The 15,450-nt window shown below is 48.5% G+C and carries 21 protein-coding genes and 1 tRNA gene; 17 read left to right on the top strand and 5 right to left on the bottom strand.

Features of this window, described 5'->3' with window-relative positions; translation table 11 throughout:
• The first annotated feature begins 175 nt into the window (after positions 1–175).
• From DXZ20_RS21715 to gpJ, 11 genes are read left to right on the top strand one after another with little or no spacing between them, the layout of a single operon-like run.
• Positions 176–337, top strand: a complete 162-nt coding sequence (locus DXZ20_RS21715) for a hypothetical protein (protein WP_163700666.1) — start codon at positions 176–178, stop codon at positions 335–337.
• A complete protein-coding gene (locus DXZ20_RS21710) occupies positions 337–717 on the top strand; it encodes a hypothetical protein (RefSeq protein WP_163700663.1) in 381 nt (126 codons plus the stop codon). Before DXZ20_RS21715 ends, DXZ20_RS21710 begins: the two co-directional genes overlap by 1 nt.
• Positions 710–1,111, top strand: coding sequence for a hypothetical protein (locus tag DXZ20_RS21705; protein ID WP_163700660.1), 402 nt, complete (start codon positions 710–712; stop codon positions 1,109–1,111). The genes DXZ20_RS21710 and DXZ20_RS21705 overlap by 8 nt, the downstream gene beginning before the upstream one ends.
• 3 nt (positions 1,112–1,114) lie before the next feature.
• A complete protein-coding gene (locus tag DXZ20_RS21700) occupies positions 1,115–1,831 on the top strand; it encodes a phage tail tube protein (protein ID WP_163700657.1) in 717 nt (238 codons plus the stop codon).
• Complete coding sequence (locus DXZ20_RS21695; protein ID WP_163700654.1) at positions 1,831–2,073, top strand: hypothetical protein; 243 nt, start codon at positions 1,831–1,833, stop codon at positions 2,071–2,073. Before DXZ20_RS21700 ends, DXZ20_RS21695 begins: the two co-directional genes overlap by 1 nt.
• Positions 2,073–2,504, top strand: a complete 432-nt coding sequence (locus tag DXZ20_RS21690) for a hypothetical protein (RefSeq protein WP_163700651.1) — start codon at positions 2,073–2,075, stop codon at positions 2,502–2,504. Before DXZ20_RS21695 ends, DXZ20_RS21690 begins: the two co-directional genes overlap by 1 nt.
• Positions 2,501–2,920 (top strand): hypothetical protein, encoded by a 420-nt coding sequence (locus DXZ20_RS21685; protein WP_163700648.1) that lies wholly within the window; start codon positions 2,501–2,503, stop codon positions 2,918–2,920. The genes DXZ20_RS21690 and DXZ20_RS21685 overlap by 4 nt, the downstream gene beginning before the upstream one ends.
• A 7-nt stretch (positions 2,921–2,927) precedes the next feature.
• On the top strand, positions 2,928–3,449 hold the full coding sequence (locus tag DXZ20_RS21680) for a hypothetical protein (RefSeq protein WP_163700645.1): 522 nt from the start codon (positions 2,928–2,930) through the stop codon (positions 3,447–3,449).
• On the top strand, positions 3,403–4,884 hold the full coding sequence (locus DXZ20_RS21675; protein WP_163700642.1) for a terminase large subunit domain-containing protein: 1,482 nt from the start codon (positions 3,403–3,405) through the stop codon (positions 4,882–4,884). Before DXZ20_RS21680 ends, DXZ20_RS21675 begins: the two co-directional genes overlap by 47 nt.
• A 14-nt stretch (positions 4,885–4,898) precedes the next feature.
• Positions 4,899–5,495, top strand: a complete 597-nt coding sequence (locus DXZ20_RS21670; protein WP_163700639.1) for a hypothetical protein — start codon at positions 4,899–4,901, stop codon at positions 5,493–5,495.
• Positions 5,496–5,499: 4 nt separating this feature from the next.
• Complete coding sequence (gene gpJ, locus DXZ20_RS21665; RefSeq protein WP_163700636.1) at positions 5,500–7,848, top strand: TipJ family phage tail tip protein; 2,349 nt, start codon at positions 5,500–5,502, stop codon at positions 7,846–7,848.
• Between the two features lie 59 nt (positions 7,849–7,907).
• Here gpJ and DXZ20_RS21660 read toward each other — a convergent pair whose 3' ends face one another.
• A complete protein-coding gene (locus DXZ20_RS21660) occupies positions 7,908–8,069 on the bottom strand; it encodes a hypothetical protein (RefSeq protein ID WP_163700633.1) in 162 nt (53 codons plus the stop codon).
• Positions 8,070–8,123: 54 nt separating this feature from the next.
• Here DXZ20_RS21660 and DXZ20_RS21655 point away from each other — a divergent pair, with 54 nt between their 5' ends.
• Genes DXZ20_RS21655 through DXZ20_RS21645 form a run of 3 tightly spaced genes read left to right on the top strand, consistent with a single transcriptional unit; the run spans position 8,124 to position 9,423 of the window.
• Positions 8,124–8,747, top strand: coding sequence for a hypothetical protein (locus tag DXZ20_RS21655; protein ID WP_163700630.1), 624 nt, complete (start codon positions 8,124–8,126; stop codon positions 8,745–8,747).
• The gene (locus DXZ20_RS21650; protein WP_163700627.1) at positions 8,744–9,061 is read left to right on the top strand and encodes a hypothetical protein; all 318 of its coding nucleotides are present in this window, start codon (positions 8,744–8,746) and stop codon (positions 9,059–9,061) included. Before DXZ20_RS21655 ends, DXZ20_RS21650 begins: the two co-directional genes overlap by 4 nt.
• 5 nt (positions 9,062–9,066) lie before the next feature.
• Positions 9,067–9,423, top strand: coding sequence for a phage tail protein (locus DXZ20_RS21645; RefSeq protein ID WP_163700624.1), 357 nt, complete (start codon positions 9,067–9,069; stop codon positions 9,421–9,423).
• A gap of 269 nt (positions 9,424–9,692) precedes the next feature.
• Here the strand turns inward: DXZ20_RS21645 and DXZ20_RS21640 are convergent.
• Positions 9,693–9,764: transfer RNA gene (locus tag DXZ20_RS21640), tRNA-Thr, on the bottom strand.
• A 209-nt stretch (positions 9,765–9,973) separates the two neighbouring features.
• Here DXZ20_RS21640 and DXZ20_RS21635 point away from each other — a divergent pair.
• Both DXZ20_RS21635 and DXZ20_RS21630 read left to right on the top strand, forming a co-directional pair.
• The gene (locus tag DXZ20_RS21635; RefSeq protein WP_163671131.1) at positions 9,974–10,267 is read left to right on the top strand and encodes a DUF3493 domain-containing protein; all 294 of its coding nucleotides are present in this window, start codon (positions 9,974–9,976) and stop codon (positions 10,265–10,267) included.
• On the top strand, positions 10,257–10,853 hold the full coding sequence (locus DXZ20_RS21630; protein ID WP_163700621.1) for an alpha/beta fold hydrolase: 597 nt from the start codon (positions 10,257–10,259) through the stop codon (positions 10,851–10,853). The genes DXZ20_RS21635 and DXZ20_RS21630 overlap by 11 nt, the downstream gene beginning before the upstream one ends.
• Here the strand turns inward: DXZ20_RS21630 and DXZ20_RS21625 are convergent.
• The 3 genes from DXZ20_RS21625 to DXZ20_RS21615 form a co-directional block, all read right to left on the bottom strand.
• Positions 10,843–11,277: a VOC family protein gene (locus DXZ20_RS21625; protein ID WP_163700619.1), complete on the bottom strand. Its 435-nt coding sequence runs from the start codon at positions 11,275–11,277 to the stop codon at positions 10,843–10,845. The genes DXZ20_RS21630 and DXZ20_RS21625 overlap by 11 nt on opposite strands.
• Before the next feature lie 218 nt (positions 11,278–11,495).
• Positions 11,496–12,923, bottom strand: coding sequence for a pyruvate kinase (gene pyk / locus DXZ20_RS21620; protein WP_163671128.1), 1,428 nt, complete (start codon positions 12,921–12,923; stop codon positions 11,496–11,498).
• Between the two features lie 171 nt (positions 12,924–13,094).
• The gene (locus tag DXZ20_RS21615; RefSeq protein WP_163671127.1) at positions 13,095–14,090 is read right to left on the bottom strand and encodes a 2-hydroxyacid dehydrogenase; all 996 of its coding nucleotides are present in this window, start codon (positions 14,088–14,090) and stop codon (positions 13,095–13,097) included.
• 698 nt (positions 14,091–14,788) lie between these two features.
• On the opposite strand from DXZ20_RS21615, the gene DXZ20_RS21610 reads away from it, so the two are divergent.
• Positions 14,789–15,450: phosphoketolase family protein (locus tag DXZ20_RS21610; RefSeq protein WP_489670948.1), on the top strand; the 662-nt coding region annotated here is incomplete at its 3' end.

The following is a 15,450-nucleotide window of genomic DNA, read 5'->3' as shown; positions in this document are numbered from 1 at the left end:
CTATCGGATAGGGGCACGCTGTGCACAACTCGATTGCTAGCTCCAGGACACAGACACCTGTTCTTAAGTCGGAATTTGGAATTGCTGGCTCAGTGAGCAGATTGGCCCTGATGTCTCTCGCGTTCGAGTAGACGGCTATTTTGTTTCTCCTAAATTTCAGCCGGACAACTTTCCTTTGGGGAAACGGATTCGTGCTGTTCTTAAGGAACTGGCAACTGAATTGGAGTTCAATGGCGAGTTTGAAGCAGCGCAGATTGTACCAAATCGGTTTGTTGCAGTTACTAAGGCATTAGGTTCTCCGCTCTCTGGCTACTTTTATTCGGTTGGAGGTGGCTAATGTTGGATTGGAATCCGCCCAAGCTAACCAAAGCATCCAGCACAATCGGTTATCATGCCGAGCATGCACCTATTGTTCATAACGGGGCACAGCTAAAGTCCGGTGGCAGCATCCCGCCTGCGCCATGGATGACAACTACTGTTGATGAGCTTGAGTCACCGAAGATTATCGTCCCTGAGATTTCAGATAGCGTTATCCATCAAGCTTTCCAAGAGTTTGTAGAAGATGTTGCGGGACAAATGCAAGACAACTTGCGAGATCGTCGGTGGTATCACCCGCGTGGTACTCAACGCCGGAATGGTCAATACATCCCCCCTGGCTTACGCGACAAGGTAGATACCAGTGAACTCTTGAACTCTCAGGAGGTGCGCCATGGCTAGTATTGCGACAGATGAAATCCTGATTCCCTTAGCGACTCAACTACGCGATGAGATCGGTGATTTACTGGGCCAGTTCTCGGATGGTGAACCCGCTTTTACCGTAGAACCCCCTGAAGATGTACGACGTAATTCAGTGACGGGCTTATTCTGTGGCATCGATCGCTTTCTGATGGGCGGCAGCGATCGCGTTTCTGGTGGGGCTCATAAAAACGCCTATACCCGCGTCACGCTTGTTAACTATGACCGGCAATCGGTGAATTTAGTTGAAGCTGCCAATCGAATTGAGGCGACCTTTAATCAGTTTCGTCCGTCCATTCATTCCCCATCTTCAGACGATGTGTATGAGCAGATCGTCTTCTCTCTATATTCCCCCTATTTTTTGACAAGGAGTTAAACAATGGCCAGAGCAGTCGGCTCAATTATTCTTCAAAATGCATCTCTTGATCTGGTGCTGTTGCCCATCGGCAGCCGTACTCCGCCAACGATTACGCTGACAGCGAGCGCGGCTGCAGCCAACGATACTACGATTGATATTGCTGGAGAGACTGGCGACACTCAGACGCTAAACGCTGGCGCATCATTTTCGTTTGAAGATACCGCCAACAACCGGCGAGTGCAGGTAGTTCTAGATCAGGACGTAACGCTAACCGAAGACACCCCAGTAGCGGCAACTATTTTCCCACTCAAGGCGGATGTACCAGTCGGGGCCACTGCAACCTTTATTGACGGCATTTTGCCGATGGAAGGCTTGCAGTCGTTTGACCTGTCCACCTCTGATACGTCAGTTGACACCACGGATACTAAGTCTGGCAGCGGTACCGAGGTTGCATTAATCCGAGCATCAAAAACAGTGAACTGCTCGTTCATCATCCGCCCGAACAACCGTGCATTCTTTGAGCTGGTGCAAAACGTAGCGCTCAAGGGAGGGGGATTCTATGGGCGCGAGGTTTATGCCACGCTGACTCTACCCGATGGTGAGCGCAAGGAGGGTGCTGCCCTTATTCAAAACTACCAGGAGCCGGGCAACCAAAACGAAGTGCGTCGGGCATCGTTTGATCTGGTATTCCAGGGCGATTCCTTCACCGTGTTGTCTGGCTACACGTATGCACCCTAATGGAGATTGACTGCCTGAGCGATGGACGTTTTCTCTATTGCTTTGATTGCATCATCGAAGCGTCTGAGATTAAAAGCTCTGTTGTCGTGATTCGGGGCGGGCTGTGGGGTGGCGTTACTCTGGCCGCCTGCGATCGCCCCCTTTCTCTCACGGTCGATGTGCCCCAAGATTTGAGTACTGGGGTGAACTGGAATACGCATTGCTCACGAGACCGAGATATCGTACTGCCACTGAAAGTCTGATGCTCTTTTTTAAGCAAGGATTAATTGCACTATTTTCGGGAGGGGCCGCTTGGAATAGCCCTAGCCTGAAAGCAATTTTGCTATCGAGCTACACTTACGATTCCACTCATCAATTTGTTAGCGACATCGCCTTCAATGAACTCACTGGCTACGATCGCCCTGATGTATCAGCCAGCGTGATCTACAACGACGGTGAAGATCGCCTAGAACTACGTTTTGTTGACACAACAATTACAGCCGTGGCAGACGCCCAGACAGTAGGGGCGTTTGCGTTGTTCATCGAAGGTGAAGACGATACAGACTCTGATTTGATTGCCTACCAAACGGGTGTGTCTGAAGCTACCAACGGTGGGGCCATTACTTTGAATGCACCTCCCAATAGCTTAGGTTCCGATAATTTTATCTTTGCCGTACCGAGGGGTGGCGTATGAGCATCAGCGATCTCTATTCTGACCTATCAGCCGCCCTGGAGCGAGTTCAGGACCTCACCGAAACCAACGACACAGGTCGCGAGTCTGAGATTTTAGCAAAACTAGACGATACAGCCGCACGGCGCGGTGATGATGTGCGTTACCGGCTGCACTATGTAGCGGCATTGATTGAGCGACAGAACTATGACAACCAGACACTAGAACGAGCCGATGGTGGCATTCGCTTTACGGGTAATCGCGTGCAGATTAAGTCGTTCCTGCGAGAACAGGCGGCACTGGATTTAAGATGGCTGGCGGATGGGTTTGAGATTCCTCCAGGCTATAGCGCTGCTGATGAGCTAAGAGACTTGCTATTAGAGCAGGGTATTGACCCGGATGATGCAGCGCCGCCGGTGATGTCGATATTCACGGGGTGATTTGGAGATGGCCCGCGCCAAACAAAAAGGCCCAGGTGGCAGACCAACGAAATTAACCAAGACTCTCACTGGTGTCGTTGTCCGTGCTATCAAAGACGGCAATTATCAGAACGTAGCTTTTGCAATTGCGGGTATTCCTGAGAGCACGGCTTACCAGTGGATTGAACGTGGAGAAAGAGCCCTTGCTGAAGGCAACGAAAGCGCTGAAGAATTCCCATTCATAGGGTTTTCAGAGTCCATTAAAAAGGCAGTTGCTGAATCTGAATCAGCGTCTGTGAAACGGATAAAAAAGTCTAAATTTTGGCAGTCTGACGCCTGGTATTTAGAACGGAAATTTCCCGAACGCTGGTCACTTGCTAGTCGTATCGACCAGGCCGCAGAGAAGAAAGCGGCCCAAACAATTGATCGACTACTGGAGGTGGTCAGCGATGATGCTAAACGGGAAATCACTGGTATCCTCACTGGGCACTCTCAGCCCGATAGTGAAAGTAGCGCACCGCCACCAGAAGAAACTACCACCGACAGTTGACGCTGCGATCGCAGCACTACCCGATACCTTTCCTGAGTTTTGCAAACAAGTCACGCTAATGACTGAGGGCGGTTTAGCTCCATTTTCGTTGGTCCCTTGGCAGCTTGATTTTTCTTCTTTAATCCTGGAAAGATTAGCCAACCAAAAGGCTAGCCTGTCAGTGATGAAGTCCAGGCAGATTGGCAATACGTTGTTACTGCTGCTGATCGAGCTATGGCTGTGTGCGCACTGTCCCCGGTTCAAGGTGTTGGTACTGGACAGAACAGAGCGTGATGCTCATGAACATGCCCGTGAATTACGGATAATCATTAAGCAGATGGGGATAGAGCTGGTCACTGATAATCTTTCTCTACTCCAGTTCGACAATGGGGCTCAGATGATTTTTAGAAGTGCTGACCCATCTACCTGTGGTCGTGGGTTGCGCTCTGTAAACATCGTTCACATTGAGGAGCAGGGCCACCAACCCAATCTAGAGGAGACACTAACGGTTACTGATGCGCTGCGAAATAACGCCCCGAATTCTAAAGTAATCCTAGTTGGGACACCCAATGGAAAACAGATGTATTACTACAGTCTGCTAAAGAGCATTATTTCTGAAGCTGAGATAACACGGACTGTTGAGGGTATCCGGGCTGAGACTATAGAACCTTATCAGCAGTTTACTAAGAATGGAGTAGATTTTGCTTTTCTAATTAATTGGCGGGCGATGCCATGGCTTGCAGAGAAGAAAGACCCAGGGTTCCTTGAGGAGAAACGCAGATCTGGGGTTATTACTGAAACAGGGATTCTCGTTGAGTATGAGCTTGAATTTAGCGAGAGTGAAAGCGCTGTATTCTCACCAGTACTGGTCCGATCTGCAGAGGTGGACCTAGAGCCCATACGCCAATCGCCACATACAGGCGAGATTTGGTATGAAGAACCTGATCAAAATGTCGTTTACTACGTGGGTGGAGACCCCAATGGTGGCAGCCTAACCAGTGGTGATGCAGCCGCTTTGGTGATTTTACGGCAAGAGGGTGACATCTTAAGCCCTGCTTACATCTACCGCAAGAAATCAGGTACTAGTTCCGCCCATGTAAGCCGGTGGGCGGATGCAATCCAGGCATTTAGCCCATTAGAGACACGAGTTGAGAGCAACAACACCGGCTTGACCTGGATAGAGCAGTTAGCGGCATTGTGCCCAAGCCAGAGCATTGAAGCCAGTAAGACAACTGAGAGCACCCGACCCCAGCTGATTACCTTGCTGACATTGGCATTGGAGCGTGAGCACCTAAAGATTCCAAAGGACAGTCACATTTCTAAAGAGCTGTTATCGTTTGTAGTGAACGCGAATGGTAAGCCAGAAGCCGCCCAGGGTGCTAACGATGATGTTCTTTTTGCGCTAATGCATGCTCTTAAGGCTTCAGGCTATAAATATTTTGGTTCCAAAAAGTAAAACGACTGATACCCATGGTTATTAACCTGACACGGCTAGAAGGAAAGACCCGCGACAAAACAACAGCTTTCAAATGGGAAGCTGGTGACGATGTAGGTGTTGTTCATTCAAGGCAACAAATTGCATCTGTCTGTTTAAATCCACTGGGCACCACTATGGGTGTAGCACTGTTTCTCAAAGATAAAGATGGCATAATCTACCCAATCACAGCCCAAGTTGTTAGCGTACAAGACGCCGATTTTTTAACACCGCTAGAGCAATGGGTTAAGGACTACAATCTCAACGTCGTCGTTGCTCCATATATTGAGGGACTTCCAGAGGAAGCAAACAATGATTTGGATAAGCACCCCATCGCAAGAATCCTCAAGAGAGAAAACATCGGTTGGGAAATTCACATCGCTGAAAAATTACTCCCACTCATAGCTCAGAGCAAAATCAACATCGTCAAAAAAGAAGGCAAGCTAAATCTAGATTTCTTCGCGACTGCTGCCAAGATTCAAGCGCTACAAAGTCAGGAAAAATTTAGTGATGGTCGTCTAATGGCCTATCTGCAGTACTTTACTGGCAACTGGGAAAAATTCGATGCAGCAGAGTGGTTGAATGCAATTTGAGCCTATGGTTGATCAGTACCCCTTAAGCGGTCGTGGGGGCGGCGGCAGAAAACAACGAAAGCCCAAAACTCAGGACGCGGGAAATCCGTCTGACTCCTACGCTCAAGTTGTTGAGATTCTGAGTGCAGGGCCGTGCCGAGGCGTGCGAACGATTCGGGATGTATTCCTAGATGGAACACCACTTGAAAATTTAGACGGTAGCCGAAATTTTTCAGACCTGCTGTTTCAGCAAAGGGCAGGTCGTAATGTCGAAGCTCCTTTGCAAGGTTTCGGCACTTATCAGTCTAGTGAAACGGGTGTTGGCGTTGAGGTGAAAAACTCGCAGTTTGTTACCCGAACATTTTCCAACGATCAGATTGATGCCGTTATTGTCCGTTTTGGTGTTGCGCTGGAGCGCAGAGAAGATGACGGCGACGTAAAGGGCAACGCGGTTCGCGTTCAGATTTTTGTACAACAAGGTATTGGCCCATTTGTGCTGCGCTATGACCGGACGATCAACGATCGCTTCCCGCAGATTAGAGAATTTGAGGCATTCATCCCTGTAACGATCGGTGTCCGTGACTTTTCAATACGGATGGTCAAAGCGAGTCCTGATATTGATGAAGGAGACCAAACTGAGCTTCGTCAATTGCGATGGCAAAGCTACCAAGAAATAATCACGACATCGCCAACGTACCCAAATCTACATGTCGTGGCGATGCAATTTGGGGCAGAGCAATTTAACAGTGCACCGAGGCGTAGTTACCGAATCGGCGGAATGATTGGAAGAATTTTGATTCCGAACAATATGCGTGTAGCGGTTGCAGGGATAACAGATTCGTTGAACCCACTAGCGGGTGGGCTTGATCCAATATTGGGCGGAAACGGACAGCCCATTCCATGGAATGGACGCCTAGTACCTTCACCGCAGCCAACATCCGACCCAGCATGGATCGCACTGTTTCTACTGACAGACCCGATGTATGGCTATGGCAGTGATTACTCGATCAACGATGTTGACCTGATGGATCTCGCAGAGATTAGCGCTTATAACAACCCAAAAATTAACTCTGGGTTGGGCTATCTGGAGCGACGGTTTCGGCTATCGACACTGATCCAAACCGAGGCCCAAGGGTTTAAACACATTGATGATGTACTGAGCAACTGCAACGCGCATCGGTATTTTGATGGTGAAAAGATGCGATTCTGGCAAGACCGACCAGGGACGCCAAAGTTTCAATTTACAAATGCTGATGTCGTTGATGGCAGCTTCACGTATGCATCAAGCGACTTAAATTCGCGGTATTCGGTAGCCTTAGTCACCTGGCACGACCCGGATGACCAATTTAAACCCACGGTAGAGCCGGTCGAATTAGAGGAAGCGTTCGCGGTCTATGGCTATCGCGAAACCAAATTTGCTGCCTACGGATGTTATTCCCGGTCACAAGCTGTCAGGGCAGGACTCTATCAGCTAGTCACCAACTTCTACGAAACGGATACGATAAATTTCCAAGCCAGAGGTAGCGCGGCTGGGTTGCGTCCAGGGCAGCTATTCACGGCCTACGATAATCGTTACAGCAGCGCGATCGCAGCAGGGCTTCTCCTTAATGCATCGGTCACTGAATTGCAACTCGATCGCACCGTGACAATACCGGGCGGCACAGTCCACGTAGAGGTAATAACGCCATCAGGAGAGATTGAGCGTAGGCTACTTGCCAACAACCCTGGTTCAGCTGATCAGTTGATTGTAACGACTGCATTTAGTGCGGCTCCGGTGGCGGGTGCAAGCTGGGCGATCACCACGGTTCCGGGGCGTATATGGCGATGCTTGACAATCAATTCAGAGGAAGGTGACTTATCGACGATTGAGGTATTTGGCTCCATTTACCTGCCCGACAAAGAAGCCCGAATAGAGCAAGGTATCCCAATCTCGCCGCAGGAGATTCCTGGGGATGTAGCGCCAGCTGTAGCATCACCACCATTTAATATCAATGTTGTCTTGCTGGTACTAGATTCTGGTAGTTATGTGCTGCAAGTTAGCTGGCAGCCGCCAGCCGATGCTGCCTTTGTATCAGGCTACATCCTGGAATATAAACGCGGACAGTTTGGCCAATGGCAAAGCCAAGCGACAACCCAGGGCGTTTCCTACGACTTTCAAGGCGTATTGTACGATCCGATTTATCAAGTGCGAGTGGCCAGCCTGCTTTCTACAGGTAAATTTTCTAACTGGGCAGAAGGCGCATACTACGAAGCTGAAATCGAAGTTCCTTCGACTGTGCTATCACTCTTATCCAGGGCTGTGGTTGTGAGAGAACCACCTAAAGCTAATTTGGTGCTGAATTATTCGAGAGGAGCGAGTGCGATCTCGTTCTAGTTATCATGTCCCACCCCAACACCGTACGAATCTTCATCTCCTGGGAGGCTCCTGGCGGCCTACACGGGAGCCACATCGCGACCATCGACAAGGACGAGTACAACAGCGACAGACTGTTGAGCTTGGTGGAGTCGATGATTCTCGCCAAAGCTGGAGTAGGGAAGGTGCATATCTGTGCCTTGAACCTGCTGCCGATTGTTGAATGAGGTTAACCCAGCCACACCGTCCGCACTGCCAAAAGGCTACACTAGTGGCAGTTCCACCAATCTCACACTATGGCCAACTTTGATTACGACGTCCTGGACGGCAACGAAACCGCGCTAAAAATTCGCGGCGAAGATCTCGGGCTTGATGGCCCCACGCAGATTGTTGGCCAGAAGTTCTACAGTGATGCACTGGGTGTAGTCGGGGACGCTGCGGCAGCCGATGAGACAGTTGATGCTAGCGCGATCGCACTCCTAAAGGCACTACTACGCGAATCCCGAACGACTGAGTTTGATTCAGGCGCAGTAACCGTCAGTGACCCATCAACCGAGATTGTCATTGTGGATGTCTCTAACGCCAAGACAATGGGCATCCAGATTGAGAATACTGGGGCTACAGCGCTTAACACATTTGTGTGCTCTGCTCGTTATCACTCTGACCTGGGCGGTTTTTTTAATCCATTTGCTCAGAGTGCAGCAGACTATGACACCAATGCAGGGCGGCAGACTGGTAATACATTGAACCCCGTGATTGCATCAAGTGCGATCGGGTTTCCGGCTGGTGACCCACGAACGTTGGCAGGTGGCGCGTCGGCATGGCTGGAGTTAAATGTAGCGCGGTATCAGTCCGTAAGGTTTGCGGCGTCAACAGCGTCGGGGTCAACAGATGTTCGGTTGAGGGGGGTGGCGAAATGACCCGAAATTATACCGACACACTCAAACTCTCCGAGACTATAGTTGATGCCATCCCTGCACTCCACCCCAATCACATGCTCCTTTGCTTGGTGTTTTCTAGGCTTGCAGAGACGGCCTTCCGGGTTGGTCATGCCACGCTCGCTGATTTGAACAGCTGCATCGATCAGTACCCCCAGACAGTAAATCTTTTAGCTAACGAGCTAGAGTGCGACCCCAGCTTGGTTAAAACTTTTGTTGGAGATGGCCTTGTCGGTGGGGATGATGTCATGAACGCGATTCAGAATTGGGCTTGGGACTTCCCGTCGACTTCTTAAAAACAATGCCTTACCCTGATATTCCATACATTGGCAGACCCGGAGATCGCTCATCGTTTGCAATGCGGCCAATCGAAATCGAAGCGGCTGAAAATGCGATGGTCTCTCGTGGCAGGCGGAATCAATTACAGCGATCTCGTAGTCGATGGGCTGTCGCTGGCAATGTTAGAAATGGGCTGGAACTGCACCAGTTTTTGCAAGAACGCCGAATGAGACCATTCGGATTTTCGCCAGATGGAACCCCTGACAAGCGGCGGCTTTACTTTTGTAGAGATTGGCGACTCAGATTCTTAGGAGCGGGGTCGGGAGTTGCCTTTCATGAATTCTCCGCTACGTTTGAGGAAACTTTTGTAAGCGAATGACCTTCAGACTGGATGTGGTGCCGATCCTGGCGCTGGCCACATCATGCGCCACCCCCTGACCCTAGCCCCGGATAATGCGGTGGGGGTGGGTGCTGGAGGAGGACTACTCTGAGTAGCGTGATGCGCCGGAAACCCAAAACAAACAGCCGAAAACAATGGACTAATTTTGGACTAGATTTTTTAGTAATTATGTTATTTATGCTCGAATATATGCTTTAACAAGAATCTTCAAAATCATCTGAAAGCATTGAGCTCGCTAAAATCCAGGAAGCCAACGACGGGATTTGAACCCGTGACCGCTCGATTACGAATCGAGTGCTCTACCACTGAGCCACGTTGGCATGTTGAATGCTAAGTCTAGCTAGTAGATCATGGTACTGCATCCAGGGTGCATCAGAAATTCAGAAATTCATCAATGGGGAATGATAGAGCCTGAGAGGCAATTGCTATGGGGATCATCGTAGTCCATCTTCCAAAAATCCAGGCCCCCCTGTGCTAGATGGGACATAGTTTGAAAAAATGGTACTTATCCCCTCTAAATAAAGGCTCCATGGCAAAAAAGTCTGGCTCTAGCGATCGCACCCCCACCAAACCACCAGGCATGAGCCAGGAACGGTTTGAGCGCCTGGTTCAGGAGACGCAGTCACCTTTCAAAGGAATGCGTAAGGTTATCTATGGTGCTGTGGGGGCGTCCGGGCTGTTGGGGGCATTTGTATTTTTGACTCAGCTGATGGCCGGTAAGGATGTAGAGACGGCCTTGCCTAATCTAGCTGTACAGATGGGCGTCATCGGCATCGTTGTGTTTTTGTTTTGGCTAGAGGGTCGGGGCAAGCGTGACGCATAATCACAAACCAGCGGTTGTGCTGGTCCATGGTCTCTGGAATACCGTTAATATTTTTGGACGGTTGCGTCCATATTTAGAAAATCAAGGTTGGCATGTCTATGCCATTAGCATAAAACCCAATAACGGTGATATCGGTATAGAGCAACAAGCGAAGCAGCTCGATGATTTTATCAGGGCATCCCTGGGAGAGCGGCAACCATTTTCCCTGGTGGGGTTTAGCATGGGTGGCTTGGCTAGCCGTTACTACCTACAGCGTTTGGGTGGTTTGCAGCGAGTGCAGCGATTTGTTGGTGTGGCAGTGCCTCACTATGGTTCAGCCCTTGCCTGGTTTCGGTGGAATATAGGATGTGTACAAATGCGTCCAGGCAGTGCCTTTCTAACGGAGCTAAATCAAGATATGGAACAGCTAGTCACCTGTCGACCGCTGTGGCTATGGACAGCCTATGATCTGTTGGTTCTGCCTGCACACCACTGTTGTTTGCCGATTGGTGAAAGCCAACGACTACCCGTACTGACCCACGATGGCATGGTGTGGGACGAACGGGGTTTAGCGGCCATTGCCCAAGGGCTAAAGATTAAGCCATAGCAACTTCGCCTACTTGAGCATGATGACTCTCACCAAAGATGGCACTTGGATGACAATAGTATTTAAATTCCAACAGATTATGAAATGGATCTTCGAGGAAGAATGTGCGGTGCTCTAAAGGAGTCCCCCTAAAGCGACACTTTGGCTGTTGGTAAAAGGGGAGGTTTTGGACTTTAGCCCGTTCTGCTAAAGCTTCCCAGTCAGCCTCAGTATCGAAAACTAGGCCAAAGTGCCGGGGATAGATACTTCCTTGGTCAGATAGCTGATCTCGGGTAACGTGGGCCACTAGCTGATGTCCCTGAAAGTTCATAATTAACGCACTGGGAGATTCACGACCCGGCTGACAGCCAAGACCGTCCACATAAAATCGCTTGGTGTCGAGAATGTTGCTAACAGGGAATGCTAGGTGGAAAAGATTTGCCATAGCTACATAAGTGAAACACGTTTCTATTATAGAAACATGGGCTGATAACGGGTTCAGAACTCGAAATCTAGACCTGAGCTAAGGGCAGTCTGGCATGAGCTCAGGTCTATCTGGGCAAAACTTCTTCAGCGCTTGCGCTTAAATAATCACCCCATTATCCCATCACTCATCCACCCATCGACAGCCCTAACCTGGGTCTTTATTTTTATACCATCCCCTTAATCACCCGACCCAATAGTATGAATTTTGAGAAAGTTAGTGGAGCCAGAAACCTTAATCGGTAGACCCCCTAGAAGTAAAATGCGATCTCCAGGGGCTGCAAAATGTTTCTCTAACAAACAGGTTTCAACTTGTTCAAACAGTGTTTCAAGAGAACCATCTAACTGTTCTAACAAAACAGGACGGACTCCCCATACAAGGTTTAGCTGTCGATAAACCTTAGGATTCGCGGTTAAAGCCACGACGGTAGCTTTGGGACGTTCCGCAGCTGCTAAGCGAGCGGTATATCCCGTCTCTGTAAAACCAACAATACACTGGAGATCTAAAACATGATCAATGGCATTAAGAGCTTCACTAATGGCTGCAGGAGCATCAATCTTTTGGGGTGGAAAGTTAGGATAATCGATCTCAGGTTCCACATCAGTGGCAATCCGCGCCAGCATTTTCACAGCTTCCACGGGATAATTACCAACAGCAGACTCTCCTGATAACATCACTGCATCGGTGCCATCCATGATCGCGTTAGCAACATCGCTAGCTTCGGCACGGGTTGGCCGAGGGCTATGGGTCATGCTATCCAACATCTGGGTCGCTGTAATGACGGGAATGCCTCTGCGATTACATAGGCGAATAATTCGTTTTTGAATGAGGGGAACTTTCTCCGGTCTCATTTCTACACCGAGATCTCCCCGTGCCACCATGATGGCGTCACATTCATCGATAATTGCTTCCAGGTTTTGAATGGCCTGAGGTTTTTCTAATTTAGCTAATACTGGAATATTAACCGCTTTGGCTGCCAAAAAAGCTTTGAGGTTTTTGATATCCTCTGGGCTCCGCACAAAACTTAGGGAAACAATATCCACCTCTTGTTCTATGCCAAAGGCTAAATCTTCCTTATCTTTTTCAGTTAAGGAGGGTAGCCGCAGATTAAGGCTAGGGAGATTTACACCTTTACGGCTTTTAAGGATGCCACCGGTAATGACACTGCACTGTACTACATTCCCTTGAACCGTTTCTACCCGTACTTCCAACAACCCGTCATCTAACAAAATTTGAGTCCCTGGAGTAGCCTCTTCGGCTAGATGTGGATAGTCAATGGCGATCGCATCTGTCTGGGGGGATTCCTCAGATACGGGCACAAAGGTAATTTTCTTTCCTGGCTGGAGTTCTAGCTCGCCGTTGGGCAACTGGCCCACTCGAATTTTAGGACCTTGTAAATCTTGTAAAAGCGTCAGGGGCATTTCTAACTCATCGGAAACCGCCCGCAGTTGACGAATCTGCTCAGCATGATCTTCATAGGTGCCGTGGGAAAAATTTAACCGGGCTACATTCATGCCGGCGAGCATGAGCTGTTTGATCACCTCTGGAGACCGACTGGCAGGACCCATGGTGGCCACAATTTTAGTGCGATGAATAAGTGGCTTCATAAAGAGTATTTTAAGGACTGCTAGAGAGAAATCCAATGCTTACTCAGCACTATAAGTCAAACCTATACTAATGCTGAGGTTAATCTAACAAGAGGGCATTAAGAGATTATTAATGTTAGGTGAGTTTGCTGAAATTTAATCTAACAAGAGGGCGTTAAGAGATTGTTAATGTTAGGTGAGCTTCACTGCGTTGGAATTGGTCCGTCCTGCTTCCACATCACTGATGTTAGCCAGGGTGACTTGAGCAATGTTGCGCAAGGCTTCTTTGGTGAAAAAGGCCTGATGGGCTGTAATGACTACGTTAGGAAAAGACTGCAACAGCTGAAAGGTATCATCCTGGATAACGGTGTCAGACAGGTCTTCGAAAAACAGACTGCCTTCGCGTTCGTAAACATCAATACCAAAGTACCCTACCCGCCCTGATTTAATGGCTTCAATCACGGCGTTGGTATCAATTAACCCACCACGACTAGTATTGATGAGCATTGAGCCTGGCTTAAAATGCTGTATAGATTCAGCGTTTATTAAGTGGTGTGTGGATGGTAACAATGGGCAGTGGAGAGAAATTATGTCGGAGCGGGTCAGCAATATGGGCAGCTCTACATAGTCCACACCGATATCTGCACAAGCTGGATTGACCCGTACATCGTAGGCTAAGAGCTTACAGCCAAATCCATTCATAATCTGGGCAAAACATTGGCCAATTTTACCTGTTCCTACAATGCCAATGGTTTTGCCATGGAGATCAAAGCCCAGTAAGCCATCTAACGAAAAGTTATCATCCCGCACACGATTGTAAGCGCGGTAAAGTTTACGATTAAGGGCCATAATCAGTCCAACAGCATGCTCTGCCACGGCATAGGGTGAATAGGCGGGCACACGCATGACTGTAATGCCTAGCTCTTCTGCCACACTGAGGTTGATGTTGTTAAATCCAGCACAGCGCAGGGCAATGAGTTTGGTGCCTGTGGCTGCGATCGCACGCAGCGTGTCCTCGTCCAATTCATCATTAATAAAGACACACACCGCTGGAAAACCAGCGGCTAGCGATGCTGTTTTGGGTGTCAGGCGGGGCTCAAAAAACGTGAGCTCATGGTTATAATCTTCATTAATCTCAATAAATGAATGTTTATCGTAGAGCTTAGTGTTGAAAAACGCTGTTCTCATCGTTGGTCTCAGCCTCCTGACGCCACAATCATAAATAGTGCTAGTTCAATCGTCTGCATTGAATACAATCTTTATTGTTCTTAGAAAACAATCCCTTGTATCTATCTAAGTGTTTCATATAAAACTATAGAACTTGGTCAATGAAATTGGTCAGATGTGATTATTTCGCAAGCTTCAAATCTCTCCACCATGAACTGTTTAAATAGTGATATTTAGCACAGTAGAAAATTACAGAGAATAGGATTCTAAGTTCATCAGCTGTTTACCAGGAATCTTAAAAGAATCCTAAGACTCATGGTTCATTATCAAAGACAAAAAATAGAATTTGGTTATGGGAAACTGTAGCTAGATACTGGGGATGTTGTCATGAAAGAGCAACGTTATCAAATACTTAAATAGCGCTTATCATGTGCTTAAACTGGTCTTAGCAGCCAGTTGCAAGTTGTTAAATCGCTGTTGCTAGCAAAGAAGTTAAAAGTATTAAGAGTTGACTTTGTTGTACCTCTTATCTGCACAATTCTAATTTGGAACCTACAATGGTGCATGCATCGTAAATGAAGAACTCTTCTTAGATAGACTTTGCGTTAAAGACTCCTTTCAGGCTACTTATTTGTGACTCTAAGAGAATTCTTAAAAAGAGTCTGTCACCGTATCTTCAGTTAAAAACCTGTGATTTTTGTTAGAGGGAACTATTAACTATGGTTCAAACTCCCATTCAACCAAACTTTTCCCCATTGTCTGCGCCTACGGAAGATGAATTACGTCTCATGGATGCCTACTGGCGAGCCTGTAATTATCTTGCTGTGGGCATGATCTACCTGCGTAGCAACCCATTGCTCAAGAAACCTCTTCAGCCTGAGCATGTTAAGCATCGCTTGCTCGGTCATTGGGGAGCATCTCCAGCCCTGAGTTTTACGTATGTGCATTGCAACCGGCTGATTAAGAAATACGATCTGGACATGATCTTTGTGGCCGGTCCTGGCCATGGCGCGCCGGGTGTGTTGGGGCCTGTTTACTTGGAAGGTACCTATTCCGAAATCTACCCAGATAAGGGCGAAGATGTTGAAGGCATGGGCCGATTCTTTAAACAGTTTTCGTTCCCTGGGTATATCGGCAGCCATGTCACTCCAGAAACGCCGGGATCAGTCCATGAAGGGGGTGAGCTAGGCTATAGCGTCTCCCATGCCTACGGTGCGGTGCTGGATAATCCAGATCTGATTGTTACCTGTGTAGTGGGTGACGGGGAAGCGGAGACCGGCCCCCTGGCAACCGCCTGGCATTCTAATAAATTTATTAACCCAGCCAGGGATGGCGCTGTGCTCCCCATCTTGAACTTGAACGGATACAAGATTGCCAATCC

Source organism: Adonisia turfae CCMR0081 (assembly GCF_011009555.1).
GTDB classification, from domain to species: domain Bacteria; phylum Cyanobacteriota; class Cyanobacteriia; order Phormidesmidales; family Phormidesmidaceae; genus Leptothoe; species Leptothoe turfae.
The sequence above is the reverse complement of the archived record's forward strand: the minus strand, read 5'-3'. Positions and strand labels throughout refer to the sequence as shown.

Coding starts and splice junctions, on each gene's coding strand:
- DXZ20_RS21670 (WP_163700639.1), top strand. CDS start 4,899: ATGGTTATTAACCTGACACGGCTAGAAGGAAAGACCCGCGACAAAACA.
- DXZ20_RS21650 (WP_163700627.1), top strand. CDS start 8,744: ATGACCCGAAATTATACCGACACACTCAAACTCTCCGAGACTATAGTT.
- DXZ20_RS21700 (WP_163700657.1), top strand. CDS start 1,115: ATGGCCAGAGCAGTCGGCTCAATTATTCTTCAAAATGCATCTCTTGAT.
- DXZ20_RS21635 (WP_163671131.1), top strand. CDS start 9,974: ATGGCAAAAAAGTCTGGCTCTAGCGATCGCACCCCCACCAAACCACCA.
- DXZ20_RS21695 (WP_163700654.1), top strand. CDS start 1,831: ATGGAGATTGACTGCCTGAGCGATGGACGTTTTCTCTATTGCTTTGAT.
- DXZ20_RS21655 (WP_163700630.1), top strand. CDS start 8,124: ATGGCCAACTTTGATTACGACGTCCTGGACGGCAACGAAACCGCGCTA.
- DXZ20_RS21645 (WP_163700624.1), top strand. CDS start 9,067: ATGCCTTACCCTGATATTCCATACATTGGCAGACCCGGAGATCGCTCA.
- DXZ20_RS21690 (WP_163700651.1), top strand. CDS start 2,073: ATGCTCTTTTTTAAGCAAGGATTAATTGCACTATTTTCGGGAGGGGCC.
- DXZ20_RS21705 (WP_163700660.1), top strand. CDS start 710: ATGGCTAGTATTGCGACAGATGAAATCCTGATTCCCTTAGCGACTCAA.
- DXZ20_RS21680 (WP_163700645.1), top strand. CDS start 2,928: ATGGCCCGCGCCAAACAAAAAGGCCCAGGTGGCAGACCAACGAAATTA.
- DXZ20_RS21710 (WP_163700663.1), top strand. CDS start 337: ATGTTGGATTGGAATCCGCCCAAGCTAACCAAAGCATCCAGCACAATC.
- DXZ20_RS21685 (WP_163700648.1), top strand. CDS start 2,501: ATGAGCATCAGCGATCTCTATTCTGACCTATCAGCCGCCCTGGAGCGA.
- pyk (WP_163671128.1), bottom strand. CDS start 12,923: ATGAAGCCACTTATTCATCGCACTAAAATTGTGGCCACCATGGGTCCT.
- DXZ20_RS21625 (WP_163700619.1), bottom strand. CDS start 11,277: ATGGCAAATCTTTTCCACCTAGCATTCCCTGTTAGCAACATTCTCGAC.
- gpJ (WP_163700636.1), top strand. CDS start 5,500: ATGGTTGATCAGTACCCCTTAAGCGGTCGTGGGGGCGGCGGCAGAAAA.
- DXZ20_RS21615 (WP_163671127.1), bottom strand. CDS start 14,090: ATGAGAACAGCGTTTTTCAACACTAAGCTCTACGATAAACATTCATTT.